The organism is Streptomyces sp. NPDC007088, assembly GCF_042869355.1.
Taxonomy (GTDB): Bacteria; Actinomycetota; Actinomycetes; order Streptomycetales; family Streptomycetaceae; genus Streptomyces.
The window spans coordinates 158,858-183,733 of the sequence record NZ_JBIAFO010000012.1; the positions used below are offsets into that span (position 1 = coordinate 158,858).

Below are 24,876 nucleotides of genomic sequence, written 5' to 3' on the forward strand. Positions count from 1 at the left end.
GGGTCACTTCTTGCCGGGAGCGGGTCCCCCGGTGATCTGGAACTGCGATCCGGGCTCGATCACGACGTCGCCCTCGGCGGAGCCGGTGATCGTGACGTCCGAGAGCGTCGCGTTGCCGCGCGCCCCGCCCATCGCGAGGATGCCGGAACCGTTGTTGGACTTGTCGATCGTCACACCGGTGATCTTCGCGTCCGGGACGTTGCCGCCGCCGTTCTTGAACTGGATGCCGTCGTACGTCGAGTCGTGGATGTCGGTGTTCTCGATCACGACCCCGGGAATGTCCTGGCTCGCCGGGAAGACCGTGATGGCGCCGAACTCCTGCGCCTCACCCCAGAAGGCACCGCCGGTGCGGTACAGGCCGTTGCCCGAGATCAGGGTCCGCCCGGAGAAGGGCAGCGGGTCGTGGTCGGTGGCGAGCATGATGCCCGGGTAGTTCATCGTGTCGTACACGAGGTTGTTCTCGACGGTGTTGTCGTGACCGCCGTACACCGCGATGCCGTTGGCCCGCCAGGGCAGCTGGATCGTGTTGTTCGAGAAGGTGTTGTCGTGTCCGGCGTCGGTCGCCGGGTTCTTGACGTACTTGCTGGCCCAGACCGCCAGCGAGTCGTCGCCCGTCGTGCGGAACGAGGAGTTGGTGACCGTCGAATTACGGGTTCCGTTGGTGAAGTTGATGCCGTCCGCATAGGTGTCCCGGATGCGCATCCCGCTGAACTCGACGCCGTCGCCGGGTCCCCACAGCTCGGGGATGTTGTCGTAGTCCCGGCCGACCCACACGCCGACGTTCGCGTGCTCGATCCAGACGTTGGAGATCTTGGTGTTCTTGCCGAAGCGGCCGTTGAGCCCGACGCCGCCCTCGGCGCCGCCGTCCCCGCCGCGTATCCGGCCCGAGCCGAAGACGGCCAGGTCCGAGATCTGCGTGTTGTCGTCGATGTCGAAGCCGAAGTTGCCCTCGTGCGGGTGGTTGATGCCACCCGCGTCCTGCGGCTGGGTGAGCGTGTAGAGCTGCGAGTGCCACATGCCCGCGCCCTTGATGGTGACGTCCCTGATGCCGACCTGATTGTACTGGCCCCGGTTCTGCGGATCGTCGGTCAGGATCTTCTGCTCCTGGCGCCACTGCCCGGCGGGGATCCACACGCAGTCGGTGTCACCGTTCTGGTCGGCGGTGACCGCCGCCTGCAGCGCCTCGGTGTCGTCCTTCCCGTCGTCCGGGACCGCCCCGTACTCGGTGATCGAGGTGCACTCCGCGGGCTTGGCGGCGGGCGGCGCGACCTGCTCCAGGTCGACGAGGTCGAGGACGTAGTACGAGGCGGAGTCGTCCGCGTCGCGCTGCAACCGGAAGGTGGTGCCCTCCGGGTAGCTCCTGTCGAGCAGGGTGTGCGCCTCGTCGAAGAGCCGGCGGGCGTCCGCCTGCGGGGTGTTGGTCAGCGACTCGGGGTCGTCGCTGTTGCCGTACAGCCAGCTGTGCTGCGAGGAGAGGTCGAGCTTCTGCACGAACTTCCCGTCGGCGTACACGCTGATGGTCGCCTCGGTACCGCCACCACCGGGCGCGTCGGGGATCGAGTTGCGCACCACGAGCGAGTTGGTCGGCACCGTCGAGGTGAACTCGACGTAGTCCCCGGTGCCGTCCAGCCGTACCGAGGACCGCCCGGAGGACTCGGTCGCGAAGTTCGTGTGGCCGAAGGTCCGCTTGGCGTCGGCCTTCAGCAGCGTCCCTTCGTAGGTCCCGTTCTCCGCCTCGTACTCCGTATACGGAACGGTGGCGCCCTGCGCCGCCGCCCCGGCACGGACGTCCCGGTCGGCCGGGATCTGCGCCGCCGCGGGCGCGGCCGGCAGCAGACCGCCGGCCAGCAGCGCCACCACCGGCACGCCGCCGAGCAGCCTTCTCCTGAGTCGCCGCGTGTGCTTCCTGGTCACGAGAGTCATGAAGCCCTCTGTTCTGTGGGGGTAGACAGAGTCATGTGCTGATGTTTTGCGTCAGCTACGCAAGTTTTTTGAGTTGTTCAGTCGATCTCGTGCGAGCTGGCGATCAGAGTTTTCAAGCATGTCATGTGATTGTCAACAGCTGTCACACAGCCGCCCGCTCGGACGGTGCCCGCCGCCACCCCCTCGGAGCGCTCCGTCCGTCCCCGTAACCGCCTGCTGGGAAGGCGGTACGCGGGGCGCGGGGGGCGCGGACCGGGGAAGGAAAGAACAGTCCCCGCCTCCCGGGGAGTTGCGCGTACACGTCCGCACGGCGTTCTCGTGGCGTCCGCACCACGCGTCTCGCCTCCATGGCGTTCGCCCTCGCCGCGACCGCCGTTTCGCGCGAGCACCGGCCGGCCCGCCCCACTCCCTCGCCGGACCGCCGCTCCCCCGGGCGAGCGCCATCCGCCCGGTCGGCCGCCGCCCCCGGCTTGCTACGCTGCTGGTGCCTCTCGTGGGGGAAGCCGGTGCGAGTCCGGCGCTGTCCCGCAACGGTGTGCGTGGTCCGTCCAGGTCACGCGAGCCCGATCGCCCGCGGCAGGTGTGCAACCCGTCAACCGCTCGCCGCGGACTGCGAGCAGGACCCCCAGAGCCCCCGGGCCCTTCTGGTGCCCTGCGTACTCCACCGGTGGCGTCAACCCCGGAGGATGTGCGCCACCGTGTCCCGCACCACCGCCCCCACCGCCCCCGCGGATGTCCCACGGGAACGCACACCCACTGCGCCGCTGGTCGTCGGGCTGGCACTCGCACTGGCCGTCTCACTCGCCTGCGGGGTCGGGCTCGGCGCGACGGGCACGGGCTGGGGGCAGGTGCTGCGGCTCCTGTGGGCCGGCCTCAGCGGCGGGAACCTGGGCACCGACGACGCCGCGGACTACACCATCGTGTGGGAGATCCGCTTCCCGCGTGTCGTGCTCGCCGCCGTGGTCGGGGCGGGACTCGCCTCGGTCGGGGTCGCGGTACAGGCGCTGGTGCGCAACGCCCTGGCCGACCCCTTCGTCCTCGGGATCTCCTCGGGCGCCGCCGTCGGCGCCAACGCGGTCATCCTGTTCGGCGCGCTCGCCTCTCTCGGTGTCTGGGCGCTCTCCTTCTCGGCCTTCGTCTCGGCGCTCGGCGCGACCCTCGTCGTCTATCTGGTGGCCCGCTCCCCGCTCGGGCTCAGCCCGCTGCGGCTCGTCCTGACCGGCACCGCCCTCGCCTACGGTTTCCAGGCGGTCACCACCGTCATGGTCTTCGGCGCCGAGCGGGGCGAGGCGGCACGGGCGGCGATGATGTGGCTGCTCGGCAGCCTGGGCGGGGCGACCTGGCCGAAGGTGCCGCTGGCGGCCGCGACGGTGGTGGCGGGCTGGCTGTGGCTCAGGCTGCGGGCCGGCGCGCTCGACGCCCTCTCCCTGGGCGACGAGACCTCGGCGGCGCTCGGCGTGCCGCCCCACCGGTTGCGGCGCGAGCTGTTCGTCGTCACGGCGGCCGTGACGGGCACCGTCGTCGCCGTGAGCGGCGCGATCGGTTTCGTCGGGCTGATGGTCCCCCACCTCGTGCGCATGCTCGTGGGCGCCTCGCACGCCCGGGTACTCGCCGTCGCGCCACTCGCCGGGGCGGTGCTGCTCGTGTGGGCCGACGTGCTGTCCCGGGTGCTGCTCGCCCCGGCCGAACTGCCCGTCGGGGTGGTCACCTCGGCGCTGGGTGTGCCCGCGTTCCTGCTCCTCATGCGGCGCGGGGGCAACGCGCTCCCCGGACGCTGAAGCTCACGCCTCCCGCCCCACCGCCCGTACCCGTGCACGTGCCAAGGCTTGATGTGAAGGAGAAGACGTGCGACTCGACGTCGAAGGTCTCTCGGTCGAGGTGGCGGGCGCCCGGCTGATCGACGAGGTCACCCTGGACGCTCCCGCCGGCACCTTCGTGGGACTGGTAGGGCCCAACGGCAGCGGGAAGTCCACCCTGCTGCGCTGCGTGTACCGGGCGCGACGCCCCGACGCGGGGGTCGTCAGGATCGAGAGCGAGGACGTGCACCGCATGACACCCCGGGCCGCCGCCCGGCTTCTCGCCGCGCTGCCCCAGGAGTCGGCCGCCGACTTCGACTTCACGGTCACCGAGATCGTCGCGATGGGCCGCCTGCCCCACCGCGAACGCACCGCCGCACGGGACCGGGAGATCTGTGCGCGGGCCCTGGAACAGGCCGGGGTGGCGCACCTCGCCGCGCGCGGCTTCCTGTCGCTGTCCGGCGGCGAGAAGCAGCGCGTCCTCATCGCCCGCGCGCTCACCCAGGAGCCGCGCGTCCTCGTCCTCGACGAGCCCACCAACCACCTCGACATCGCCCACCAGCTCGACGTGCTGCGCCGGGTCCGCGGCAGCGGCCCGACCGTGCTGGCCGCGCTGCACGACCTGAACCTGGCCGCCGCCCACTGCGACCTGCTGCACGTCCTGCACGCCGGCCGCGTCGTCGCCTCGGGCCCCCCGGACGAGGTCCTCTCCCCCGCCCTCCTCGCCGACGTCTTCCACGTCCGGGCGCACCGGGTACGCCACCCCGAAACCGGCGCCGCCCAGTTCCTCTTCGATCCGCTCGCCCCCCGACACCCCTGACTGGAAGGCCCCCCGTGCGCAAGCTCCTGTCCACCGCCTCGTCCGGCCTCGCCGCCGCCCTCGCCCTGACCGGCTGCGGCGCGAACGTCTCCTCCGACGACAAGGCCGCGACCTCGCAGGCGGTGACCGTCACCAACTGCGGCAAGAAGGTCACGTACGACAAGCGCCCCGAGCGGGTGGTGACCAACGATGTCGGCATCACCGAGCTCATGTTCGCGCTCGGCCTGGAGGACCGTATGGCCGGATACGTCATGCCCGCCGACAAGGGCTCGACCGACGGCCTGCCGTACGAGGACGCCTACGACAAGGTGAAGTGGCTCGCCAAGGACCGCGTCACCAAGGAGATCGCCCTCAACGCCCGCGCCGACCTCGTCTTCGCCGGCTGGAACTACGGCTTCAACGAGAACACGCTCACGCCGGAGGAATTGCACAAGGAAGGCATCGACACGTATCTGCTCACCGAGTCCTGCCGCAACGCGAGCACGAGCACCTCGCGCGGCATCATGCCGCCGCTCGACGCGCTCTACACGGACCTGGAGAACCTCGGCAGGATCTTCGGCGTCGAGAAGCGCGCCCAGAAGCTGATCAAGCGGTACAAGGCGGCGGTCGCCGCGGTCGGCGCCCAGGCCCCCGAGGACACGGACCGGCCCTCGGTCTTCCTCTACGACAGCGGCCAGGACAAGCCGTTCACCTCCGGCCGCTACGCCGCGCCCGAGCAGATCATCAGCGAGGCCGGCGGCGTCAACCTCCTGCACGACCTCAAGGACTCGTGGACGACGGTGGGCTGGGAGACGGTCGTGAAGCGGAACCCGGACGTCATCGTCGTCAACGACTACGGCTCGACGAGTGCGGCGCAGAAGAAGAAGTTCCTCCTCTCGTACCCGCCGCTACGGAACGTCTCCGCGATCAAGCACCGGCGGATCTTCACGCTCGACTACGCCGACCTCGTGGAGAGCCCGCGCAACCCCTCGGCCGTCGAGCGTCTCGGCGCGTACCTGCGCGACACCGACCGCTCCTGAGGCCGTCAGTGGGCCGCGTCGGCCCCTGAGGACTCCGGCTCGCGACGAGGAAACCCTCGCTCGGGTACGAGGAGGCGGGCCGGACCACCGCCTCCACCCCGCCCCGGTCCGGCCGGGGCGGGGCACGAGTCGGCCTGGCGCGGGGTATGGCGGGCGGGGACGACGGGGGACCCCGCGAGGGCGCTGGACGCGGGCAGGACGAGCGACCGGCGACGACTGGTCCGGACTAATGCCGACGCGTGTATTGACGTGCACACGACTTCAACCCTTGAATCCTGATGCGGGGTTCTGCCCCCGACTCGCCCCGCGCAGGAGGTTCTTCCCCCATGCCCCCCACCCGTACGGCCGCGTTCCCGGGACGCGTGCTGGTCAGGCTGCTCGCCCTGTTCGCCGTGGTCCTCGGCTTCCAGGCCGTCCCGGCCCAGGACGCCCGCGCCGCCGAGCCCTTCAAGGTGCTCGCCTTCTACGACGGCACCTACGACGCCGCGCACATCAACTTCGTACACGAGGCGAACGCCTGGTTCCCGCAGCAGGGCGCGGCGAACGGCTTCACCTACACCTCGACCTCCGACTGGGGGCAGCTCAACACCGCCAACCTGGCGAAGTATCAGGTGGTGATCTTCCTCGACAACTATCCCCACACCGCCTCGCAGCAGGCCGCGTTCAAGACTTTCATGGACAACGGCGGCGGGTGGATGGGCTTCCACGTCGCCGCGTTCAACACGGACCCGGGCGACTGGCCCTGGTACCACAACACCTTCCTCGGCACCGGCGCCTTCCGCAGCAACACCTGGGGCCCGACCCAGGAGACGCTGAGGATCGAGGACGCGGGCCACGCGGCCACCGCCGGCCTGCCCTCGACGATCACCTCGTCGGTGAGCGAGTGGTACAGCTGGCAGAACGACCTGCGGAAGAACCCGGCGATCGACGTCCTCGCCGCGATGGACCAGTCCACGTTCCCGATCGGCACGGACCCCAACCAGAGCTGGTACAGCGGGTACTACCCGATCTCGTGGACCAACCGCGACTACCGCATGATCTACAACAACTTCGGCCACAACGCGATGAACTACAGCACCAACACCGCCCTCTCCTCCACCTTCGCGAGCGCTCAGCAGAACAAGCTCCTGCTCCAGGGCCTGCGGTGGCTCGGCGGTGCCTCGGGCCCCTCGAACCCGCCGGGCGGCACCGCCTCGGGACCGATCGTCGGCTACGGCGGCAAGTGCGTGGACATCGCGGGCGCGTCGAGCGCCAACGGCGCGGCGGCGCAGCTCTACGACTGCAACGGCACCGGCGCGCAGACGTGGGAGGTCGCCTCGAACGGCTCGCTCCGCGCCCTCGGCAAGTGCCTCGACGTGACCGCCGCCGGAACCGCCAACGGCACCACCGTCCAGCTCTACGACTGCAACGGCACGGGCTCGCAGGTCTGGCGCGCCGGTGACAACGGCTCGCTGGTCAACCCGCAGTCCGGCAAGTGCCTCGACGCCACCAACAAGAGCTCGGCCAACGGGACCCGCCTCCAGCTGTGGACCTGCTCCGGCGCCGCGAACCAGAAGTGGACCCTGCCCAACTGATCCGCCGCGCGGGGCGCTTGCCCGTACGGCGCCCGCGCCCCCGGCCAGTCGGCCGGGGGCGCGACCGGCCACGCGCCGGGGCCGGGGGCCGTGGCCGCCACGGCCCCCGGCGCGCGCCGGGGGCCGTCCAGGGAGCCGGTCTCCGGGCGGCGGGCACCGACCGCGAGGGGTGACGCGGATATCTCCGGACGCGCCCTCCCCCTGGAACTCGGGAGTCGCCGAAAGGCAGTCACCCCCGTCAAGACGCTCAACCGCCGGAGGTACGGCCGCGCCGCCTTCCGCCCTTCGGGGAGCGTGTGCTCCTCGCGTCGTGGCCCGTCGTCGGCGGTCGCTGAGAAACGCCGGCCCCGCACCACCGGCGACCACCGGGAGACGAGCGGGGGGGGACGGGCCCACGCGCCGCTGCCTCTGCCTCAGCTGCCGGCTATGGCGGAAGCGGAACACGTCCGACGGCGGTCAGTGCCGAGGACGGGGCGCCGTGCCGGCCGTCACGGAGACAACGGGTCGATCGGCACGTGCGGTGCTATCCGGGTTCGGCGGACGGGGTGGGCTGATCCGGGTCACATCGCGTAGCCGGGTCGGCCACCCCCGTTTCGAAGGCCAGCACGACCGCCTGGGTGCGGTTGCCGACGCCCAGCTTGGCCAGCACGTTGCCCACATGGGTCTTCACCGTTTCCAGGCTCACCACCAGCCGGGCGGCGATCTCCTGGTTGGGCAGCCCCCGTGCCATGAGCCGGAGCGTCTCGGTCTCGCGGCCGGTGAGCGCGGCGATCTGCGAGGCGTCGCGTCGTACGGGCCGGCCGGCGGCCATCGAGCGGACCGCCTCCGGGAACAGTACCGAGTCACCGGTCGTCACCAACCGGATGGCGTGGGCGATCTGCTGTGCCGGGGCCCGCTTGCGGATGAACCCGCTGGCGCCCGCCCGGAGGGCGTCCCAGACATGCTCGTCGTACTCGAACGTGGTGATCACCACGACCTTCGGCCCGCGGCATGCGTACATCCATCAGCACCACATCCGGTCGCAGTCGGGTCACCGCGGCAACCACCTCGGCACCGTCGGTGGCCTCGCCCACCACGTCCAGGTCGGGCTTGGCCGACAGCAGCGTCCGCAGGCCAGTACGGGTCAGCTCGTCGTCGTCCACGATGAGGACGGTCACGGGCGGGTCGTCGCTCACGCCCGCCGCGTTGGAGACACTCATGACACCGACCGTAGCGGTATCCGGACCACGAGCCGCCAGTGTGTTCCCTTCCCGTCGGTGTCCACGACCCCGGCGTGCGTCTCCCCCCGAAGCAGCCGCACTCGATCGCCGATCCCCCGCACGCCGTGGCCCCCGGATCGCTGCCGGCCAGGTATCACCGCACCGAGCGGATTGGTCAGCTCCACCTCCAGCCACCCGTCCCGAACTGTCGTCCGCAGCCGGATCCCGGCTTTCCCACCGTGCCGCAGGGCATTGGTCAGCCCCTCCTGGACGACCCGGTACGCCTCCCGCGACACCGTGGCCGGCACCCGGGCCAGGTCGCCTTGGACCTCAACTTCCAGTTCCGCGCCAGTTCCGCGTACCCCCTCCACCAGCGGGCTCAGGTCCGCGAGGGTCGGCCGGGGCGCTGTGGACGGCCGTTCCTCGCGCAGCATCCCGAGAACATGGTCGAGATCGTCCATGGCGGCCCGAGAGGTTTCCTCGATGCTGTTCAGGGCGCGCCTGGCCCCGGCCGGGTCGGTGTCCATCAGCTCCACCGCCACGGCTGCCTGGATCGTGGACGCCGTCAAGGTGTGTCCGATCGAGTCGTGCAGCTCCTGAGCCAGCCGGTTCCGCTGCGCCAGCAGGTTCATCTGTGCCTCGGCGGCGGCCAGCCGCTCACCGGGCCGGTGGCCGAGGAGCACCGGCGCGAGCGCCCGAAGCACGGCCGCGCCGCCGAGAGTGACCGCTGTCGCCAGCGCCAGACACCCCGTGGCGGGCAGCAACGTCCACGCTCCCCGCCAGCCCTCCCTGATCCGCAGGGACAGTCCGAACACGGCCATGCGTTCCTCACCGCCCAGCCAGACCGCGGGAAACGCAACGGCTCCGAACGCAGCCACGCACGAGATCGCCGTCACCACCGAACCGAGCACCATGTGCGGCACCAGCCACACCGACGTACGCAGCCGGTTGGCCCCATGCCACCCCGCGGTGTCCACCGGCGCGGGCAGACCGGCGCTCAGCAGTCCGTTGGCCAGTCGCACGCTCGCGCACCTGGCCGTCAGAGGAGCACCCATGGCCACGGTCACCACGGCGAACGCGAGCACGAAGCCCAGCACACGGAGCCCTGCCGGCCACCTCGGCGGTGCGAACAGCACCGCGGCCGTCAGCGGCGGAAGGCTCATGGCCGCGCCCAGGGCCGCGTACATCCAGTCCCGGAACACAGTCCCGCGCGAAGGCGGGCGAATTGATCTGCGCACGGTCGGACCGTATCCCCGCGCCCCGCCCGGTCGCCTCCCCCGAAAGAGCCAGAACGCGTCCCCGCAACGGGGGAACGACAATTCGCTCACGGTGGTGATACGCATCCGGTTGCCGAATGCAAGGGTGGGGAGCCGTAATTCCCGACGCGGGCACCACGGTCCCAGAAGCCGAAAGGAAAAAATGCTTGTGCTCCCCACCGACTCAAGATCTCTCACCCGTAAAGGCGTGACCGCCTTCCTCGTCATCTCCTTCGCCGGAACCTGGCTGTGGCTGCTGCTCGCGCGAGCGGTCCTGGGCCTGTCCCCATTGAACCCCCTCCTGCAACTCCCCGGCTTCTGTATGCCTGGAATTGCCGCGATCGCCGTCCGTCGCTGGATCACAAAGGAGGGGTTCGCCGACGCCGGACTGAGACTGCGCCTCAAGGCTGCCTGGCGGTACTACGCCACAGCCTTGCTGGGGCCGCCGCTCATCCTGGCGACCACCCTCGCTCTTGCCGCGGCGACGGGCCTCTGGGAACCGGACCTGTCCGGCCCAGGAGGGATACCCGGAACGAAGGAACTGGTCTCCGTTCTCGGCCTCATGGTTGCGGCCGTGGCCCTCAGCCCTCTCTACGCGGGTGAGGAATTCGGGTGGACCAGCTATCTCAGGCCACGTCTTTTCGGCGGCCGCACGGCACCGTCCGTCATCGCCACAGGTCTCGTCTGGGCGGTGTGGCACTTTCCGCTGGCCTTCATCGGCTACGTCGAATTCACGAACGTGCTGATCGGCCTGGCGGTATGGACGATTTCATTCCAGCTCCAGGAAATCATACTCATGTGGTTGTACCAGCGAAGCGGCAGCGTCTGGGTGGCGAGCCTGGCCCACGCGGGGAACAACATGGTCCTCTTCCTGCTCCTCGGTGAAGTGCTGGACGAGGCGAAAGGTCTGGGAGCGGTTGCCCCCATGCTGCTCTCCCTCGCCCCTATGACCGCCATCTGCCTGTGCGTCGTCGGCGGCCGGAAGTCGGCACGCGAACGCCGGATCCCGGACCCGATGCCCGCGGGGCACGGCAGCGGAACCGACTGAGGCCAGCCGAGGACGCGCACCTCCGGTACTCGCCCCCGCCCAGCCCCCAGGCTGCGGGAACCGGCACCCGAGGGCCGACGGGCCGGGCCCGGACACCTGCGGGCCGCCGTCGCCCCCCCCTTCCCGGGCGACAGCGGCCCACGCGGCCCCTCCGCTCATCCTTGCCCGGCGGCCGTCGGCGTTCCGCTTACGGCAAACTCGACCGCACAGCCCTGTGGGACCGGAACACTCCGATTGCGCACCTCGCGACAGAGACCAACAGCACCGGCGCTCTGATCGGCGACTGTCTCCACAACCCTGACGGGGCCGCCCCCTCCCGCGTCGTCCGCGCCGAGAGATGGTCCTGAGGAATGCCTACGAAGCAGGTAGTCGAGGACCCGGAGCATGTGCCGCGACGATCAGAGTCAACCTCCGAGCAGGCATTGAGGACCGCGACGAGGAGACACGGACCGCCGAGTACTCCGAGCGGGCGCCATGGACGGTCACGATCTCACCGCCGACGGGAGATCAGCACGCAGCCGCGGGGCGCGGTCTGTTCACGGCCCTGCAAGAGATCCGCGGAGGTCTCGGCCCTCTCGGTGTTCGGCTCTACCGCGACGGAGCCCGTCTCAATGCACGTCCCTGGCCACAGTCGGCACGCCGGGGCGCGGAGTTTGTGTACCTCGTCCCCAGGGGGATGCCTGCCAGCAGTTGGGACATCGTTTCGCTTTTCGGCCCGTCTCCAGCTCGGGACTTGGGAACCGTCATGGACCAGGAACGGGCGTGGGAGCACCCACCGGCCTCCCCCTCTCACGCGCTCTGACCCGCCAACCCTGCGCGGTGGGCGACGGCGGCACGGGAAGGCTACGTGGTCCACAGCTCTGGGTCGCGTCAGTCCGTGCAGTGTGTGAGACCAGTGCGAGACGACCGTGAGACGACGAAGCCCCGGCTCGGTGGAGTTCACCGACCGGGGCACTCCCGCGCCTTGGGGCGGTCAGTTCTACTCGTCGTCCTCGGACTCCCCGCCGCCGGCGGGCGGCGCGGGTTCAGCAGGGGCCGTACTGATCCGCAGGCATCCCTCCGTGCCGAACAGCTCGATCAACTGCGACAGATGGGCGCGGGCCGCACTGCGGCCGGGGGCCTCTCCCGTGGTCACCCGCGCCCCTCCAGGTCCGCCCACACGATCTTGCCCCAACGCCGCTCATTCGGTGCCCCAGTCGGCGGCCAGCGCCGCCACGAGACGCAGACCACGCCCGCCCTCTTCGTTGTCGTCGGCTTCGCGCTGCACCGGCCGCGCCCGGGAGAGATCCGCGACGCCGACACGCACCCGCGCGGCACCGGGGCGGTCGATGACGACCCGGATGGACTCCCGCCGGGCGTGCTGCACGGCGTTGGCCACCAGCTCGGAGACGATCAGCGCCCCGTCATCGGCCAAGGCGTCCAGCCCCCAGACGGCACAGGCGGTACGAAGCAGGCGCCGCGCGGTGGCTGCGCTCTCGGGCTGCCTCGGCAGGGTCTCGCTGTACCCGGGGGGCCCGGTCCGGCGGGCCCGGGTTGTAGGTTGCGGCCTGTCGGTCTGCTTCCTTCAGATCGGCCAGCCCCGGGACCGTTCGCGCGGTCGCCGGGGCGCTTCGCGTTCAGGTAACCGGGGTGCGTGATCATGCGGAGGAGCCAACCGGGGGGCCAGGAAGGGGCCACACTGGATACGGAAGGGGGCCACCATGAGCGACACCACCGGGCGACGCCGCGAGTTCGGCGCCTACCTCGCCGGTCTGCGGCGGCACTCCGGCCGCTCGCAGCGGCAGTTCGCCGCCGTGCTGTGCGCCGTGTCGGGCGCCCAGTCGATCACGCGGAACGAGGTCTCCCGGTGGGAGCGCGGGGAGCGCGTCCCGGACGTGTGGCTCCCCGCCTTCGCCCAGGTGTTCGGCGTGCCGCTGCGTGAGTTGGAGCAGGCCGCCGCGTACGCCCGGGGGGACGTTCAGGCCACTCTTCCCGGGGTCGCGGCCACCCTCGCGGACCTGCTGCCCGACGGGGACGCGCTGGAACCCCTGGTGACCCCCCGTGGCCGTCGGATCGGCACCACCACCGTGGACGGTCTGGCGGCTCGCGTCCACGGCCTCCGGCTCGCGGACGACGTACTGTCCGGCGGTGACCTGATCGCCCCCGCCTTCCGTGAGCTGCGCGCCGCCGTCCGCCTGTACCGCGAGTCCGAGCACTCCGAGGAGACGGGGCGCGGCCTGCTCGTGCAGATCGGGGAGTTGGGCCAGATCGCCGGATGGATCGCCTCGGACGCCGGTCGGGGTGACGACGCGGAGCACGCCTACCGGCTCGGACTCTCGGCCGCCCGCCAGGCCGGGGACGCACCCCTGGTGGCACAGCTCGCAGGCAGCCTCGCCTACCACCTGACGAACAGCGGCCGGGAACGGGAGGGCCTGGAACTGGCCAAGGCAGCCGTCAGAGAGGCCGGGCCGGATGCCGCGGCCACAACCCGCGCCCTGTTCCTGGACCGCGTGGCGTGGGCGCACACGCGTGCCGGGGAGGCTCAACCGGCCCTGCGGGCGCTTGGGGAGGCCCACGCCGCCCTGGACGCCACGGACGGCCCTCCTGCGCCGACGTGGGCCTACTGGGTGAACCGCGAGGAATTGGAGGTCATGGACGCCCGCGTGTTCACCGAGCTGCGCCGCCCGCTGCGCGCGGTGCCGCTGCTCCAGGACGTGCTGGGACGCTACGACGCCACGCACGCCCGGGAGGTCGCGCTGTACCGCTCATGGTTGGCCGTGGCGCTGGCTGACGCGAACGAGCCCGAGCAGGCGGCCGAAGAGGCCCGCCGCGTCATCAACACGTCCGGCGATCTCTCCTCGGAGCGCACGGCGGAGCGGGCCCGGACGGTCCTCCACCGGCTGAAGGAGTACCAGGACGTGCCGGAGGCACGCGAAGTGCTGGCCGACTACGGGCATCTGCTGCTCGCCTGATCGCAGCGGTCGCCCTGCTTACCGGTCCGCGTACAGCCCACGGAGATGCTGACTCAACCGGTTCTGGAGGGCGTCAAGCGCCGTCCGAGCCGCTGCTGCGTTCTCATGGTTGCCCAGCCACGTCAGCACGCTGCCGGCCAACTCCCGGTCTTCGAGCCGGGCTATGTAGGCGCGGAGGTGCATGGCTGACTCCGTGGCCACCGTCCGGGCCTGGTCAGTCAGTCGCCCGTTTGGGGCGCTGTTCGCGGCAATGACGCCTTCCAGCGCGTGTTGTATCCGCATGACGGCTTCCCGCTGGAGCGTTACCCGCTCCGCTGCCAGACGTTCCTTCGTCTCCTCCTTGGCGAGTAGCCGGTCACGCCGGAGCGTGCGACTCGGAGAGCTACTGCCCAAGCAGTGTGCCGAGACTTCCCAGAACGACGCCGACCAGCGGCGCGATCGCCTTGCCCCATTCCATCGGGGGATCGTAACCAGGGTCCGCAGCGTGGGCGGTGGATCAGTGGCAACAGACCGGCTGACCGTCTACCCGCCAGGAAGCCGCAGCTCACACGGGCTGCGGCTTCCGTGTGTTCAGGCGGCGGGGAGTTCCGGCCGCCCCTTGGCGGCCATGCCCCGCAGGAGACCGGCCATCATCTCCGGCACGCGGGCGCGCTGCGCGGCCGTCAGCTCCAGGGCTGCCAGCGCCCGGTTCATCGCCTCGAACATGATCTTCGTCTGAACCTCGGCCAGCGTCACCAGACGCTCTTCCACACCCATGCGGGCCGCGAGATCGCATATCTTCAGCAGCCGCGCCTCGGGCTCGGTACGGACCTACGCGCAGGCGGGTTCGGAGAACGGGCCGAACTGCTCGGCCGACCTTGATCAACAGCGTCTGTGAGACAGGTGAGACGGCACCTCGGGAAACGATCGAGAGGGGCCCCGGAGGACCCCTCTGATCTGCGACGTTTCCGTCGGGACGACAGGATTTGAACCTGCGACCCCTTGACCCCCAGTCAAGTGCGCTACCAAGCTGCGCCACGTCCCGATGCGCGAGTGACCTGGGGTTTCCCTGGCCGAACGCGCACAGAAACCATACCGCACTCCGGCGGGTGGTCGCGCACGCCTTTCTCGCACCCGTGGGGGGCGCCGCACGCACCGGGGGCTTGACCTCAAGTTCACTTGGGGTTTTAGCGTCGCCGTATGACGACGACCTCAGCGTCCGCCCCCGGCAGCCTCGGGTACGCGGATCTTCCCCGGCTCATGGAACGGCTCACCGGCGACGAGAAGCACGGGCCCGCCGCGACCTCGACCCTCGACGTGCTGTGGGTGCTGTACGACGAGGTGCTGCGGGTCTCCCCCGGCGCCGTCGACGACCCGGAGCGCGACCGGTTCCTGCTCTCCAAGGGGCACGGCCCCATGGCGTACTACTCGGTGCTCGCCGCCAAGGGTTTCCTCCCCGAGGAGTGGCTCGACGGCTTCGGGTCCTTCGGGTCGCGGCTCGGTTTCCACCCGGACCGGACCCTGGTCCCCGGCGTCGAGATCGGCAGCGGCTCCCTGGGGCACGGGCTGCCGCTCGCGGTCGGTGTCGCCCTGGGGCTGCGGGCGCAGGGGCGCGGCGGGCCGGCGGTCTGGGTGCTGGTCGGTGACGCGGAGCTGGACGAGGGCTCCAACCACGAGGCGATCGCGTTCGCGGGGCCCGCGGGGCTCGACCGGCTGCACACCGTGGTGATCGACAACTCCTCCGCCCGGCACGCCCGCCCCGGCGGCATCGCGGAACGCTTCCGGGTCGGTGGCTGGGAGACCAGGACCGTGGACGGCCGCGACCACGCGGCGCTGCTGTCCGCCTTCACCACCGCGCACCCGGGCCGGCCGCTCGCCGTCGTCGCCCGGGTGGAGCCGAAGACCTCGGGTGCCGCCTGACCTGCCCCGCCGTGGGCCCGCCACTCCGTGCCCCCCTGCCCGGAACCACCGCTCGTCCCCGAGCGGCGCGCCGCACCCTTCTCCCGAAAGGACCACACCGCCGTGGACACCATGCGTGACCGCTTCGCCACCACCGTCTCCGAGCTGCTGGACGAGGACCCCCGGGTCGCTCTCGTCCTCGCCGAGATCAGCGCCGACCGCTTCACCGGAGCCGCGCGTCGCCACCCCGAACGTGTCGTCAACGTCGGGATCAGGGAGCAGTTGCTGGTCGGGGCGGGCGCCGGACTCGCGCTGAGCGGGATGCGGCCCGTGCTGCACACCTTCGCGAGCTTCCTCGTGGAGCGGCCCTTCGAACAGCTCAAACTGGACTTCGGCCACCAGGACGTGGGCGGAGTGCTGGTCAGCTCGGGGGCCTCCTTCGACATCGCCGCGGGCGGTTTCACCCATATGTCCCCCGGTGACGTGGGCCTGCTCGACACGCTCGACGGGTGGACCGTGCACGTCCCCGGTCATCCGGACGAGGCCGAGGCACTGCTGCGGCACGCGGTCGCCGCAGGGCCGGAGCGCGTCTACGTACGGCTGTCGGATCAGGTCAACGCGGTGGGGCGGACCGTTGACGGGTCCCGTACGAGCCTCGTGCGGGAAGGGCGGGCCGGGGTCGTCCTCGCGGTCGGGCCGGTGCTCGACGAGGTGCTCGCGGCGACCGAGGGACTCGACGTGGCGGTGCTGTACGCGACGACGGTGCGGCCGTTCGACGGGGCCGGGCTGCGCCGCGCCCTGGCGGGCGCCGCCCAGGACGTCGTGCTCGTAGAGCCGTATTACGCGGGGACCTCGACCTCGGTGGTCGCCGAGGCGCTCGTGGACCGGCCGCACCGCGTACTGGGCCTCGGTGTGGGCCGTACGGAGCTGCGGCGCTACGGGACGGCGGCCGAGCACACCGCCGCGCACGGTCTGGACGCCGCCGGCCTGCGGCGGCGCGTCACCGCCTTCCTGGACGCGCGCGCCGGGTGAGCGACGACCGCGCGCCGGGGAACGGTCGGCGAACTCGGCGGGCCCGGCGGCCGGCTCCCGGTCGGCGGGCCCGTCAGCCGGCTCTGGTCGGCGGGGCCTCCCGGTCGTCGCGGGCGCGCTCGGGGCCGCGTGGCCGGGGTGCGAGGTTGCCGTGGCGTTCCGGTGGCGCGTCGACGCGGGTCAGGCGCCGGACGTCGGGCACGGCGAGGAGGGTGAGACCGGCCACGACGATCACCACCCCGCCGGTCAGCAGGACGGTGTCGGTGCCGAACAAGGAGGCGGCGGGACCCGCGAGCGCCTGGCCGACCGGCATCAGCGCGAGGGAGCCCGCGACGTCGTAGGCGTGGATGCGGTTGAGGACGTCGGGGCGCACCTGGGTCTGCACCGTCGTCGCCCACATCACGCCCCAGAACGCGGAGCCCGCCCCCGCCACGAGCGAGCACACCGCCATACCCGCGACCGGGAGGCCGGCGCCCACCCCGGCCGGGAAGAGACACACGCCGAAGAACGCGAGGGCCCCGGCCCGCAGCATGCGGCGCGGGCGCAGCCGCAGGGCGAGCAGTCCGCCGATCACCGTGCCCGCGCCGAGCGCCGAGTTGACCAGTCCGTACGCCTTCGGGCCGTGGTCCTGGACGACGGAGGTCGCCACGAGCGGGACCGCCGGGCCCCAGGCGGCGACCATGTACAGGCCCCACACGGCGATGACCGCCCACAGCCAGGTGCGGGAGCGGAACTCGTGCCAGCCCTCGACGAGGTCGGCGCGGAACCGGGTGGCGCGGGGCGCGGTGCCGGGGGCGGCGGCGGGCAGCCGCAGCACGATCAGGCACAGGGCGCTGACCAGATAGGTGCCGGCGTGTACGACGAAGACGCCGCCCGCGGAGGCGAACCCGACCAGGAGACCGGCGAAGGCGGGACCGCCCAGGCTGGCCACCGACTCGGCGACCCGGACGGCTCCGTTCGCCTTCTGCACGTCGGCGGCGAGCCGGGGCACCGTACTGGCCACCCCGGGCTGGAACAGGGCGGAGGCGGCCCCGTTGACCGCGCCGATCGCGCAGACCTGCCACAGCACGACGTGCCCGGTGAAGAAGAGGACGGCGGCCAGGGACTGCGTCACGACGCGGACGCTGTCGGCGCCGATCATCAGCAGCCGGGTGTTGAACCGGTCCGCGAAGACGCCGCCGAAGACGACCAGGCCGGCGAAGAGGGCCACCGAGGAGGCCATGGCGAGGCCGACCGCCCCCGCCCCGTACCCCTCCTGGAGGAGTCCCGTGGCGAGGGCCACCGGGAGCATCGTGTCGCCCAGTTTGGCTACGGCGCGAGCGGTGAAGAACAGCCCGAAGTCGCGGGTCCACAGCGGCTGCCGGTCCCGGGGCAGGGGCTCGTCGCAGGGACCGCCCAGGGGTGGGGCCGCGATCCCGGGAGGTACGCCGCTGGCGCCGGACGCCTTGCGCGCCGCCCTCCGGGCCGCTCCCGTCCACGTCCGTGGCTCCACGTCCCGCGCTTCTGGTTCTCCGGCCATCCGTGCCGCGTCCTCCCGTTCCTGTCGGCCTTGCGGCCTCGCGTGGATCATGCCACGGCGGGGGCCGGGAGGAGCCGGTGACTCCGGCGGGCGGACGAGCGTTCGTCAGGCCGGGCCGTAGGTCTCCGGCCGGGGGCACAGCGCGGGATGGGCCTCGCGCAGGCGCGGCGGGGCCGCCTGGCACCAGGAGTCGGTCAGGATGTCCCGCAGTTCGGCGGCGTCGTCGAGAGCGGCGAGCCGGACCCGGACCCAGGCCGAGAACGCCTCGTGCTCGGCGACCCAGAACTTGTGCGGTTCGGCGAGGACCAGTTCCTCCCGTTCCTGCTTCGGGCAGCGCACCGCGAAGGAGGTCTCGTCCTCGGGCACGGTCACGAACATCTTCCCGGCGACCCGGAAGGTCGGCATGGACCAGGCCGTCTTCTCGACGGTCTCCGGCAGCGCGAGGCAGATCGCGCGGAGGTCGGCGGAGCCGAGCGCGGGCGCGGAGGGGACGTGAGGCATGACGAGACCGTAGAGCACGGCACCGACAGCGCGTTGCGCGGCCCGGCCCCGGGCTCCGGGGCTCACAGCGCGTGGGCGTCCAGCCAGTCGGTCAGGTCCGCGTGCACCCGCTCGCGCACCGTCTCGTTGAGGATCTCGTGGCGGGCCCCCTCGTACCCTTTCCAGCTGAGGTCCTCGACGCCCAGGTACCGCAGGTCCTCCAGGAGTTCGTAGATCAGGGTCATCCGCTGGTTGCACGGGTCCTCGGTGCCGGAGGCGACGTGCACGGGCAGGTCGCGCGGCATGCGGGCGAGGCGTTCGGGGTCGTTGACCCGGCGGGAGGCGCGCACCCAGTCCAGTGACAGCCCGGCGGAGAACGGGAAACCGCAGCGCTCGTCGGCGACGTACGCGTCCACCTCGGCCTCGTCCCGCGACAGCCACTCGAAGCCGGTGCGGTGCCGGAAGGGGTCGTTGAACGAGGCGAAGAGATCGGGCACGAAGGAGGAGAGGTGGTCGCGGCCGTGGGTGTCGATCTCCGCCTCCAGCGCGGCGATCGCGGACTCCGGCTCGGCCCCGGGCAAGGAGCGGAAGGCACCGGTGAGGATCAGCCCCGCGAGGTCGTCCGGGTACTCCTGGGCGTACTCGCGCGCCAGCATCGAGCCGAGGCTGTGGCCGAGCAGCAGCAGCGGGGTGCCCGGGTGCAGCGCCCGCACCTGATCGCCGACGGCCTTGAGGTCGGCGAGGATCGCACGCCAGGTGTCGGCACCCGTGTCCCCGGTGACGCCGAAGCCCCCGGTGGACTGGGCGCTCGCCCCGTGACCCCGGTGGTCGGAGGCGACGACGCCGTATCCCCGGGCGGTCAGGTGCCGTGCGAAGCGGTCGTAGCGCTGGGCGTGCTCGGCGGCGCCGTGCGCGATCTGCACGAAGGCGCGCGGACGGCTCCCCGCCTCGGGCAGCCAGGTGTACGTGGCCAGGGCGACTCCGTCACCGGTCTGGAGGACGCCGGGGGTACGGGCGGTGTCGGCGCTGGAACTGTTCATCGCGGTCGGGTTCCTTCCGGTGGGGGTACGGGGCGGCCGTGCCCGCGCGGGGCCCGGCGGACGCCAGGTGACGGCCTGCCCCTCCCCCTCTCCCCCGCGTACGCGAGGTCATGCCCCCACGTGGGCCGGCCGGCCCACCGCACCCGGGTCCGCGGCCGGGGTCCGCGGGGCCCTGCCCGTGAGTTCCTCGCCGAGTTCCGCCGCGAGCGTCTTCACCACGTCGAGTCCCTCGCCGCCCCACGTACGGGGCTCGCGCGCGGCGGCGCACACGGTGCCGAGGGCCAGGCCGTCCCCGTCCATGAGCGGGGCACCGAGGTAGGCGAGGACCCCCCACTGGTAGACCACCGGGTTGCTCGCGAAGCGCGGGAACTGGCGCACGTCCTCCAGGACGAGGGCCTTGCGGCGTACGACGACGTACGGGCAGTAGCCGTGGTCGCGCGGCAGGGTCCGGCGTGCCGAGGGGCGCGCGCAGGGGTGTCGTCCGGCGAGGAACTGGTGGGCGGGGGTGACGAAGTTGACCGCCGCGTAGGGCACGTCGAGCCGGGCGGCGAGCCGCCGCGCGACCGCGTCGAGCGCCGGTTCGGGCCGCTCTCCCAGACCCAGCGCGCGCAGACGCTCCAACCGGGCGGGGGCCTGCGCGTCCTCGGGGGTGAGCAGCAGCCTGCCGAAGGTCACGCCCTGACCCCTTGGCTGCTCGCGGCGGTCGGTTCGGTGCTCGTCAGCAGGTGCTGGACGAGTTTGAGCAGGGTCTGGATGCCGGAGCTGGAGATGCGCGCGTCGCACCGCACCACGGGCACCTCGGGGGCCAGGTCGATGGCGGCCCGCACCTCCTGGGGGTCGTAGCGGTGGGCGCCGTCGAACTCGTTGACGGCCACGACGAAGCCGAGTCCGCGTTGTTCGAAGAAGTCCACGGCGGCGAAGCAGTCCTGGAGTCTGCGGGTGTCGGCGAGCACGACCGCGCCGAGCGCCCCCTCGGACAGCTCGTCCCACATGAACCAGAAACGTTCCTGGCCCGGGGTGCCGAACAGGTAGAGGACGTGGGAGCGGTCGAGGGTGATGCGGCCGAAGTCCATTGCGACGGTCGTGGTGGTCTTCTGCTCGACCCCCTCCAGGCTGTCGGTCTCGGCGCTGGCGCTGGTCAGCAGCTCCTCGGTGCTGAGCGGGGCGATCTCGCTCACGGCGCCCACGAAGGTCGTCTTGCCCGCCCCGAAGCCGCCGGCGACCAGGATTTTGAGCGCCGTGGGGAAGGTGTCAGAGCCGTCGTCGTAGTCCATCGAGCAGTGCCTCCAGTAGGGACCGGTCCGTGGGGTTGTGGAAGGAGTCCGGGGGTTTGCTGACGAGCGCGCCGCAGTCCACGAGGTCGGACAGCAGCACTTTGGTGACCACGACCGGCAGCCGTAACTGCGCGGCCAGCTCGGCGACGGAGGCCGGGGCCCCGCACAGGCCGAGGGCCTGGTTGTGCTCGGGTCCCAGGTGGGCGGGGGCCGGGGTACCGGTGGCGAGCACCTGGGAGAGCAGGTCGAATCTGGTGGCGGGTTCGGTCCTGCCGCCGCTGACGGTGTAGGGCCGCACGAGCCGCCCCGCCGCGTCGTCCAGCCACGGACCGTCCTGCCCGATCGTCACGGCCAGGGCCCTCAACGGGTCCTCGCCGGGGCCGCCGTGACGGCCGGGCGCCGCGCCGGGGTGGCGAGGTAGGGGCGCACGCTCTTGACGAGCATCGCCATCTCGTAGCCGAGGACCGCCGGGTCGGCCTCGTTCCCGGCGAGCACCGCGAGACAGGTGCCCGAGCCCGCCGAGGACACGAACAGCAGAGCGGTGGACAGTTCGACCACGACCTGGCGTACGTCCCCGCCGTCGGCGAAGCGCGCGCCGGCGCTGCGGCCGAGGGAGTAGATCCCGGAGGCGAGGGCCGCGAGGTGGTCGGCGCTGTCCACGTCGAGTCCGTGCACGGACCTGACCAGCCCGTCCGCCGAGAGCAGTACGGCACTCGTACTGTGCGGTACGCGTTGCACCAGGCCGCTCAACAGCCAGTCGAGGTCGGAGACATGGCCGGTGGTCACGTCCTGGGCATGGCCCGTGGGCACTTCGCTCGCCATGGGATCGGCTCCTTGGAGTACGGGGGCGGGAGGTCGGGGCACGCGCCGCGCGGGGGCGGGGGCCGGTCCTTCGCCGGCCCGGGGGATGCGGGGGCGGGTGGGGCCATCAGCCGGTGGACGGGTGGGGCCGGTCGGCGTGCTCGGTGCCGGGGGGCTCCTCCAGCCGCGGCTCGGGCACGCGGACGGCCGGCGGATCGGTGGCCTCGCCCCGGCCGAAGCCGGTACGGAAGGCGGCCATCAGGCCCGGGTCGTGCCCGACGTAGGCGTCGTCCTCGGGGCGGTCGGGCTGCGGTCCGCGCCGCAGTTGCGGGGCCATGTGTGTCTGCGCCTGACGGCGGGGCAGTCCGGGGGGCCGGGCCGCCGGGCCGGCCACCGGGGTGCCGTCCCGCAGGGTGAGCGCCGTGATGCCGCCCGGGGTGTCGACGGGTGTCAGCTCGCCCGGACGGATACCGGGACGGGCCTCGGCCGGGTTCGGGCGTTCCCGGTCCACGCCGCGCACCGGGAGCCGGGGGGCGGACGGACGCCCGGTCCCGGCGGACTCCGGGGAGGAGGCGCGGGGCGACGGGGAGGAGGCGCGGCGCGGCGCGGCGCCGGGCGCCGGGGACGGGGCGCGGCGCGCGGTGTGCGAGCCCGGCGCGCCCCGGACGGGCAGCGGCGGTGGCGCGCCCTCGCTCGTCTCCTCGTCGGGCGCGCGCCGGGCCTGGCGCTGGGGCACGACGGGGGTGCGCTTGGCGTCGGGCGTCTGTTCCACGACGGGGCCCGGACGTGCGGCGGTCTCCGGGGCGCGGTGGGCCGCGGCGGGAGGAACGGGACTGGTGACCGAGCGCCTGTCCGGCCCCGTCCCGGAGGTCTCCTCCCGCTTCGTCCCCGTAGTCCCCGTAGCCCCCGTCGTCGCGGCGATCCCCGTCGTCCAGGTCGTTCCCGTCGCCGTCTCCCGCCCCGTCCCGGTCGTCGGCGGGGCCGGTTCGGGCTCCGCCTGCGGTCGCGGTTCGGGCCGTGCGGGGAGCGCCGGGGGCGAGGCCGGGCGTTCGGCGCGCGGGAGGGGGATCGCCGGGGCGGTGTTGTCGCCCGCGACCGGTTCGAGCTCCCCGGGTTCCTCCCCGAGCAGAGTGGCGGGCAGGACGAGCACCGCCTGCACACCGCCGTAGATGTTGCTCTGGAGGCGGACGGCGATGCCGTGCCTGCGGGCGAGGGTGGCGACCACGTAGAGGCCGATCCTGCCGTCCTGGAGCAGGCTGGCCATGTTGACCTGATCGGGGTCGGCGAGCAGCGCGTTCATCCGGTGCTGTTCGGCGACCGGCAGGCCCAGGCCCCGGTCCTCGACCTCCACGGCGAGGCCCGCGGCGACCCGCCCCGCGCGCAGCAGCACCGGGGTGTGCGGGGAGGAGAACTGGGTGGCGTTCTCGACCAGTTCGGCGAGCAGGTGGATCACGTCGGCGACGACCTGACCGCGCAGCGTGCCCTCGACGGGCGGCACGAGCTTGACCCGGGAGTACTGCTCGACCTCGGCGACGGCCGAGCGCAGCACCTCCGTCATGGTCACGGGCCGGCTCCACTGGCGGCGGGACATCGCCCCGCCGAGCACGGCGAGGTTCTCGGCGTGCCTGCGGGTGCGGGTGGCTAGGTGGTCGACGTGGAAGAGCCCCTTGAGCAGCGCCGGGTCCTCGATCTCGTTCTCCAGCTCGTCCAGGAGCTGGATCTCGCGGTGCACGAGGGACTGGAGGCGGCGGGCGAGGTTCACGAAGACCTCGACCTTCTGATCGCTGCCGGCCTGGCTGGAGAGTTTCGACGCCTGCACGACCGAGGCCATCGCGACGTCGTGCGAGCGCCCCAGTTCGTCGGCGAGCAGGTCGAGCCCGTCCCCTCCGCGATCGGGCCGCGGTGAGGACTCGCGCACGGGTGTGACCTCGCCCCGGCGCAGCCGGTCGACGAGCCCGCGCAGCTCGCTCTGGCGCCGGGCGCTGGTGCTGCGCAGGACGGCGATCCGGTCCAGCAGGGTGCGGGTGGCGCGGCGCGCGGCGAGGACGGCGCCGCACAGGGCGGCGACGGCCACGGCCGCGGCCACGGCGAGCACGATCCGGACGGCCGTGGTGGGGTGCGGGCCCGCGCCGAGCACCATGAGGACGGCCGCGGTTCCGCTGAGGGCCACGGCGACGGCCGGGAGGACCGCGGTGCGCAGCAGAAGGGTCCGTATGTGCGTCTCGGGCAGGGGGCTGCCCGGCCGGCCGTGCCGCGCCCCGCCGTCTCGGCGGTCTGCGCGGGGGGCCGGTGCGCGGAGGTGTGACATCGGCGTCCTCGGTGCGGGTGTGGGGGCTCCTGCTGAAGTCCTGCTGGGTGCGTGCTGCCGCGCCGACGGCACCCCTGCTCGGGTGACCGCCGGAAAACACACAGTAGTCACCAACTGAACAGGGGCCGCGACCAGTTGACAAACCCGTACGCGCAGGGTCCCGCTCTGGTATGAGTGCCGGTTCGTATGAGCGAAAACCCGGTGGGCACACGTGCGCGAGCCGTCGTCCCGTTCGCACGCTTGATCCGGCCGGGTGGGGGTCGGCCCCCGGAGGGCGGTCCCGTGCCCGAGCGGGCACACTGTCCTCCATGACCGCTTCGGGCGCCGGGGTACGGCGGGGACGACTGCTGTTCGACGGGTGGATCGCGGGGGTCGGCACCACCTCGGGCACCCGGCTGGTGCTCGGCCACTGGCCCCGGTCGCCGTTCGGCCCGTTCAGCGACGTCATGGTCCAGGACGCGGACGGGCGGCGGACGTTGTTCGCCCCCTCGCAGCGGGTGGCCGAGTTCGTCGCCGCGACCTACACCTTCGACCGGGTGCGGGTGGTGCCCGTCGCGGTGGACGTGGCGGGCGCGCGGTGGAGCGTGACGGCGGGCCCGCTGCGCCTGTGGCTGACCGTCGGCCGCCGGACGCCGCTGGGCCGGCTGCTGTGCGTGGTCCCGGCGCGGCTCGCCCGCAGCAGGCGCTGGGCGCGTCTGTGCGATGGGCCGGCCCGTCTCCTGCCGGGGGTGCGCACGCTCGGCAGCGCGGGGGCCGGGCGGCGCGAGTGGTACGGCGCGCGGGATCTGCACTCCTTGCGCTCGGTCCGGGCCGAGCTGGACGGCCGCGATCTGGGCGCGCCGGGCCCGCTCTCCCCGCCGGTGACCTTCGGTTTCGGTTCGGCGCCCCGGACCCCCGCGCTGGTACGGGTGTGCAGCACCGTCGAACTGCCACAGGAGGGGAAGCGGTAGGAGGGGCA

Annotated in this window: 21 protein-coding genes, 1 tRNA gene, 2 pseudogenes and 1 riboswitch; of the genes and pseudogenes, 9 read left to right on the forward strand and 15 right to left on the reverse strand. The window is 72.4% G+C overall.

Annotated features, from left to right (window positions below; all coding sequences use genetic code 11):
* Positions 1-3: 3 nt before the first annotated feature.
* Positions 4-1,923, reverse strand: a complete 1,920-nt coding sequence (locus ACFYMP_RS20675; RefSeq protein ID WP_388859436.1) for a right-handed parallel beta-helix repeat-containing protein — start codon at positions 1,921-1,923, stop codon at positions 4-6.
* Between the two features lie 465 nt (positions 1,924-2,388).
* A riboswitch (cobalamin riboswitch) is annotated at positions 2,389-2,513 on the forward strand.
* Positions 2,514-2,609: 96 nt separating this feature from the next.
* On the opposite strand from ACFYMP_RS20675, the gene ACFYMP_RS20680 reads away from it, so the two are divergent.
* The 4 genes from ACFYMP_RS20680 to ACFYMP_RS20695 all read left to right on the forward strand — a co-directional run bounded on the left by ACFYMP_RS20680 (position 2,610) and on the right by ACFYMP_RS20695 (position 7,132).
* Positions 2,610-3,701 (forward strand): FecCD family ABC transporter permease, encoded by a 1,092-nt coding sequence (locus ACFYMP_RS20680; protein ID WP_388859439.1) that lies wholly within the window; start codon positions 2,610-2,612, stop codon positions 3,699-3,701.
* Positions 3,702-3,768: 67 nt separating this feature from the next.
* On the forward strand, positions 3,769-4,539 hold the full coding sequence (locus tag ACFYMP_RS20685) for an ABC transporter ATP-binding protein (RefSeq protein WP_388859442.1): 771 nt from the start codon (positions 3,769-3,771) through the stop codon (positions 4,537-4,539).
* Between the two features lie 14 nt (positions 4,540-4,553).
* A complete protein-coding gene (locus ACFYMP_RS20690; RefSeq protein ID WP_388859445.1) occupies positions 4,554-5,558 on the forward strand; it encodes an ABC transporter substrate-binding protein in 1,005 nt (334 codons plus the stop codon).
* A 326-nt stretch (positions 5,559-5,884) separates the two neighbouring features.
* Positions 5,885-7,132 (forward strand): ThuA domain-containing protein, encoded by a 1,248-nt coding sequence (locus ACFYMP_RS20695; RefSeq protein ID WP_388859448.1) that lies wholly within the window; start codon positions 5,885-5,887, stop codon positions 7,130-7,132.
* 523 nt (positions 7,133-7,655) lie between these two features.
* Here ACFYMP_RS20695 and ACFYMP_RS20700 read toward each other — a convergent pair.
* Both ACFYMP_RS20700 and ACFYMP_RS20705 read right to left on the reverse strand, forming a co-directional pair.
* Positions 7,656-8,331, reverse strand: a pseudogene (locus ACFYMP_RS20700) (response regulator transcription factor).
* Positions 8,328-9,569: a sensor histidine kinase gene (locus tag ACFYMP_RS20705; protein WP_388859451.1), complete on the reverse strand. Its 1,242-nt coding sequence runs from the start codon at positions 9,567-9,569 to the stop codon at positions 8,328-8,330. Before ACFYMP_RS20705 ends, ACFYMP_RS20700 begins: the two are co-directional and overlap by 4 nt.
* 187 nt (positions 9,570-9,756) lie before the next feature.
* On the opposite strand from ACFYMP_RS20705, the gene ACFYMP_RS20710 reads away from it, so the two are divergent.
* Positions 9,757-10,635: a CPBP family intramembrane glutamic endopeptidase gene (locus ACFYMP_RS20710; RefSeq protein WP_388859454.1), complete on the forward strand. Its 879-nt coding sequence runs from the start codon at positions 9,757-9,759 to the stop codon at positions 10,633-10,635.
* Between the two features lie 979 nt (positions 10,636-11,614).
* Here ACFYMP_RS20710 and ACFYMP_RS20715 read toward each other — a convergent pair.
* Positions 11,615-11,770, reverse strand: coding sequence for a hypothetical protein (locus ACFYMP_RS20715; protein ID WP_388859457.1), 156 nt, complete (start codon positions 11,768-11,770; stop codon positions 11,615-11,617).
* Positions 11,767-12,127: pseudogene (locus ACFYMP_RS20720) on the reverse strand (ATP-binding protein). The gene ACFYMP_RS20715 and the pseudogene ACFYMP_RS20720 overlap by 4 nt, the downstream one beginning before the upstream one ends.
* Before the next feature lie 208 nt (positions 12,128-12,335).
* Here ACFYMP_RS20720 and ACFYMP_RS20725 point away from each other — a divergent pair.
* The gene (locus ACFYMP_RS20725; protein WP_388859460.1) at positions 12,336-13,586 is read left to right on the forward strand and encodes a helix-turn-helix domain-containing protein; all 1,251 of its coding nucleotides are present in this window, start codon (positions 12,336-12,338) and stop codon (positions 13,584-13,586) included.
* 570 nt (positions 13,587-14,156) lie between these two features.
* Here ACFYMP_RS20725 and ACFYMP_RS20730 read toward each other — a convergent pair.
* A complete protein-coding gene (locus ACFYMP_RS20730) occupies positions 14,157-14,342 on the reverse strand; it encodes a hypothetical protein (RefSeq protein WP_388859463.1) in 186 nt (61 codons plus the stop codon).
* Positions 14,343-14,536: 194 nt separating this feature from the next.
* Positions 14,537-14,610 (reverse strand) — tRNA-Pro (locus ACFYMP_RS20735).
* Between the two features lie 155 nt (positions 14,611-14,765).
* Between ACFYMP_RS20735 and ACFYMP_RS20740 the strand changes: the two genes are divergently transcribed.
* Positions 14,766-15,485, forward strand: a complete 720-nt coding sequence (locus tag ACFYMP_RS20740; RefSeq protein ID WP_388859466.1) for a transketolase — start codon at positions 14,766-14,768, stop codon at positions 15,483-15,485.
* Between the two features lie 102 nt (positions 15,486-15,587).
* Positions 15,588-16,496: a transketolase family protein gene (locus ACFYMP_RS20745; RefSeq protein WP_388859468.1), complete on the forward strand. Its 909-nt coding sequence runs from the start codon at positions 15,588-15,590 to the stop codon at positions 16,494-16,496.
* 73 nt (positions 16,497-16,569) lie between these two features.
* Here the strand turns inward: ACFYMP_RS20745 and ACFYMP_RS20750 are convergent, their stop codons facing one another.
* The 8 genes from ACFYMP_RS20750 to ACFYMP_RS20785 form a co-directional block, all read right to left on the reverse strand.
* Positions 16,570-18,015, reverse strand: coding sequence for an MFS transporter (locus ACFYMP_RS20750; protein WP_388859470.1), 1,446 nt, complete (start codon positions 18,013-18,015; stop codon positions 16,570-16,572).
* A 105-nt stretch (positions 18,016-18,120) separates the two neighbouring features.
* Complete coding sequence (locus tag ACFYMP_RS20755) at positions 18,121-18,516, reverse strand: MmcQ/YjbR family DNA-binding protein (RefSeq protein WP_388859473.1); 396 nt, start codon at positions 18,514-18,516, stop codon at positions 18,121-18,123.
* Between the two features lie 62 nt (positions 18,517-18,578).
* Positions 18,579-19,535: an alpha/beta fold hydrolase gene (locus ACFYMP_RS20760; RefSeq protein ID WP_388859476.1), complete on the reverse strand. Its 957-nt coding sequence runs from the start codon at positions 19,533-19,535 to the stop codon at positions 18,579-18,581.
* Between the two features lie 108 nt (positions 19,536-19,643).
* A complete protein-coding gene (locus tag ACFYMP_RS20765) occupies positions 19,644-20,210 on the reverse strand; it encodes a GAF domain-containing protein (RefSeq protein WP_388859479.1) in 567 nt (188 codons plus the stop codon).
* The gene (locus ACFYMP_RS20770; protein ID WP_388859482.1) at positions 20,207-20,809 is read right to left on the reverse strand and encodes an ATP/GTP-binding protein; all 603 of its coding nucleotides are present in this window, start codon (positions 20,807-20,809) and stop codon (positions 20,207-20,209) included. The genes ACFYMP_RS20765 and ACFYMP_RS20770 overlap by 4 nt, the downstream gene beginning before the upstream one ends.
* On the reverse strand, positions 20,787-21,158 hold the full coding sequence (locus tag ACFYMP_RS20775) for a DUF742 domain-containing protein (RefSeq protein WP_363143746.1): 372 nt from the start codon (positions 21,156-21,158) through the stop codon (positions 20,787-20,789). The genes ACFYMP_RS20770 and ACFYMP_RS20775 overlap by 23 nt, the downstream gene beginning before the upstream one ends.
* Positions 21,159-21,169: 11 nt before the next feature.
* The gene (locus ACFYMP_RS20780; protein WP_388859485.1) at positions 21,170-21,631 is read right to left on the reverse strand and encodes a roadblock/LC7 domain-containing protein; all 462 of its coding nucleotides are present in this window, start codon (positions 21,629-21,631) and stop codon (positions 21,170-21,172) included.
* A 106-nt stretch (positions 21,632-21,737) separates the two neighbouring features.
* Positions 21,738-23,918, reverse strand: coding sequence for an ATP-binding protein (locus ACFYMP_RS20785; RefSeq protein ID WP_388859488.1), 2,181 nt, complete (start codon positions 23,916-23,918; stop codon positions 21,738-21,740).
* A 308-nt stretch (positions 23,919-24,226) separates the two neighbouring features.
* Here ACFYMP_RS20785 and ACFYMP_RS20790 point away from each other — a divergent pair, with 308 nt between their 5' ends.
* Positions 24,227-24,868, forward strand: coding sequence for a hypothetical protein (locus ACFYMP_RS20790; RefSeq protein WP_388859491.1), 642 nt, complete (start codon positions 24,227-24,229; stop codon positions 24,866-24,868).
* Positions 24,869-24,876 lie beyond the last annotated feature (8 nt).

Coding starts and splice junctions, on each gene's coding strand:
- ACFYMP_RS20790 (WP_388859491.1), top strand. CDS start 24,227: ATGACCGCTTCGGGCGCCGGGGTACGGCGGGGACGACTGCTGTTCGAC.
- ACFYMP_RS20750 (WP_388859470.1), bottom strand. CDS start 18,015: ATGGCCGGAGAACCAGAAGCGCGGGACGTGGAGCCACGGACGTGGACG.
- ACFYMP_RS20770 (WP_388859482.1), bottom strand. CDS start 20,809: ATGGACTACGACGACGGCTCTGACACCTTCCCCACGGCGCTCAAAATC.
- ACFYMP_RS20740 (WP_388859466.1), top strand. CDS start 14,766: ATGACGACGACCTCAGCGTCCGCCCCCGGCAGCCTCGGGTACGCGGAT.
- ACFYMP_RS20695 (WP_388859448.1), top strand. CDS start 5,885: ATGCCCCCCACCCGTACGGCCGCGTTCCCGGGACGCGTGCTGGTCAGG.
- ACFYMP_RS20755 (WP_388859473.1), bottom strand. CDS start 18,516: ATGCCTCACGTCCCCTCCGCGCCCGCGCTCGGCTCCGCCGACCTCCGC.
- ACFYMP_RS20675 (WP_388859436.1), bottom strand. CDS start 1,923: ATGACTCTCGTGACCAGGAAGCACACGCGGCGACTCAGGAGAAGGCTG.
- ACFYMP_RS20680 (WP_388859439.1), top strand. CDS start 2,610: ATGTGCGCCACCGTGTCCCGCACCACCGCCCCCACCGCCCCCGCGGAT.
- ACFYMP_RS20725 (WP_388859460.1), top strand. CDS start 12,336: ATGAGCGACACCACCGGGCGACGCCGCGAGTTCGGCGCCTACCTCGCC.
- ACFYMP_RS20730 (WP_388859463.1), bottom strand. CDS start 14,342: ATGGGTGTGGAAGAGCGTCTGGTGACGCTGGCCGAGGTTCAGACGAAG.
- ACFYMP_RS20785 (WP_388859488.1), bottom strand. CDS start 23,918: ATGTCACACCTCCGCGCACCGGCCCCCCGCGCAGACCGCCGAGACGGC.
- ACFYMP_RS20760 (WP_388859476.1), bottom strand. CDS start 19,535: ATGAACAGTTCCAGCGCCGACACCGCCCGTACCCCCGGCGTCCTCCAG.
- ACFYMP_RS20780 (WP_388859485.1), bottom strand. CDS start 21,631: ATGGCGAGCGAAGTGCCCACGGGCCATGCCCAGGACGTGACCACCGGC.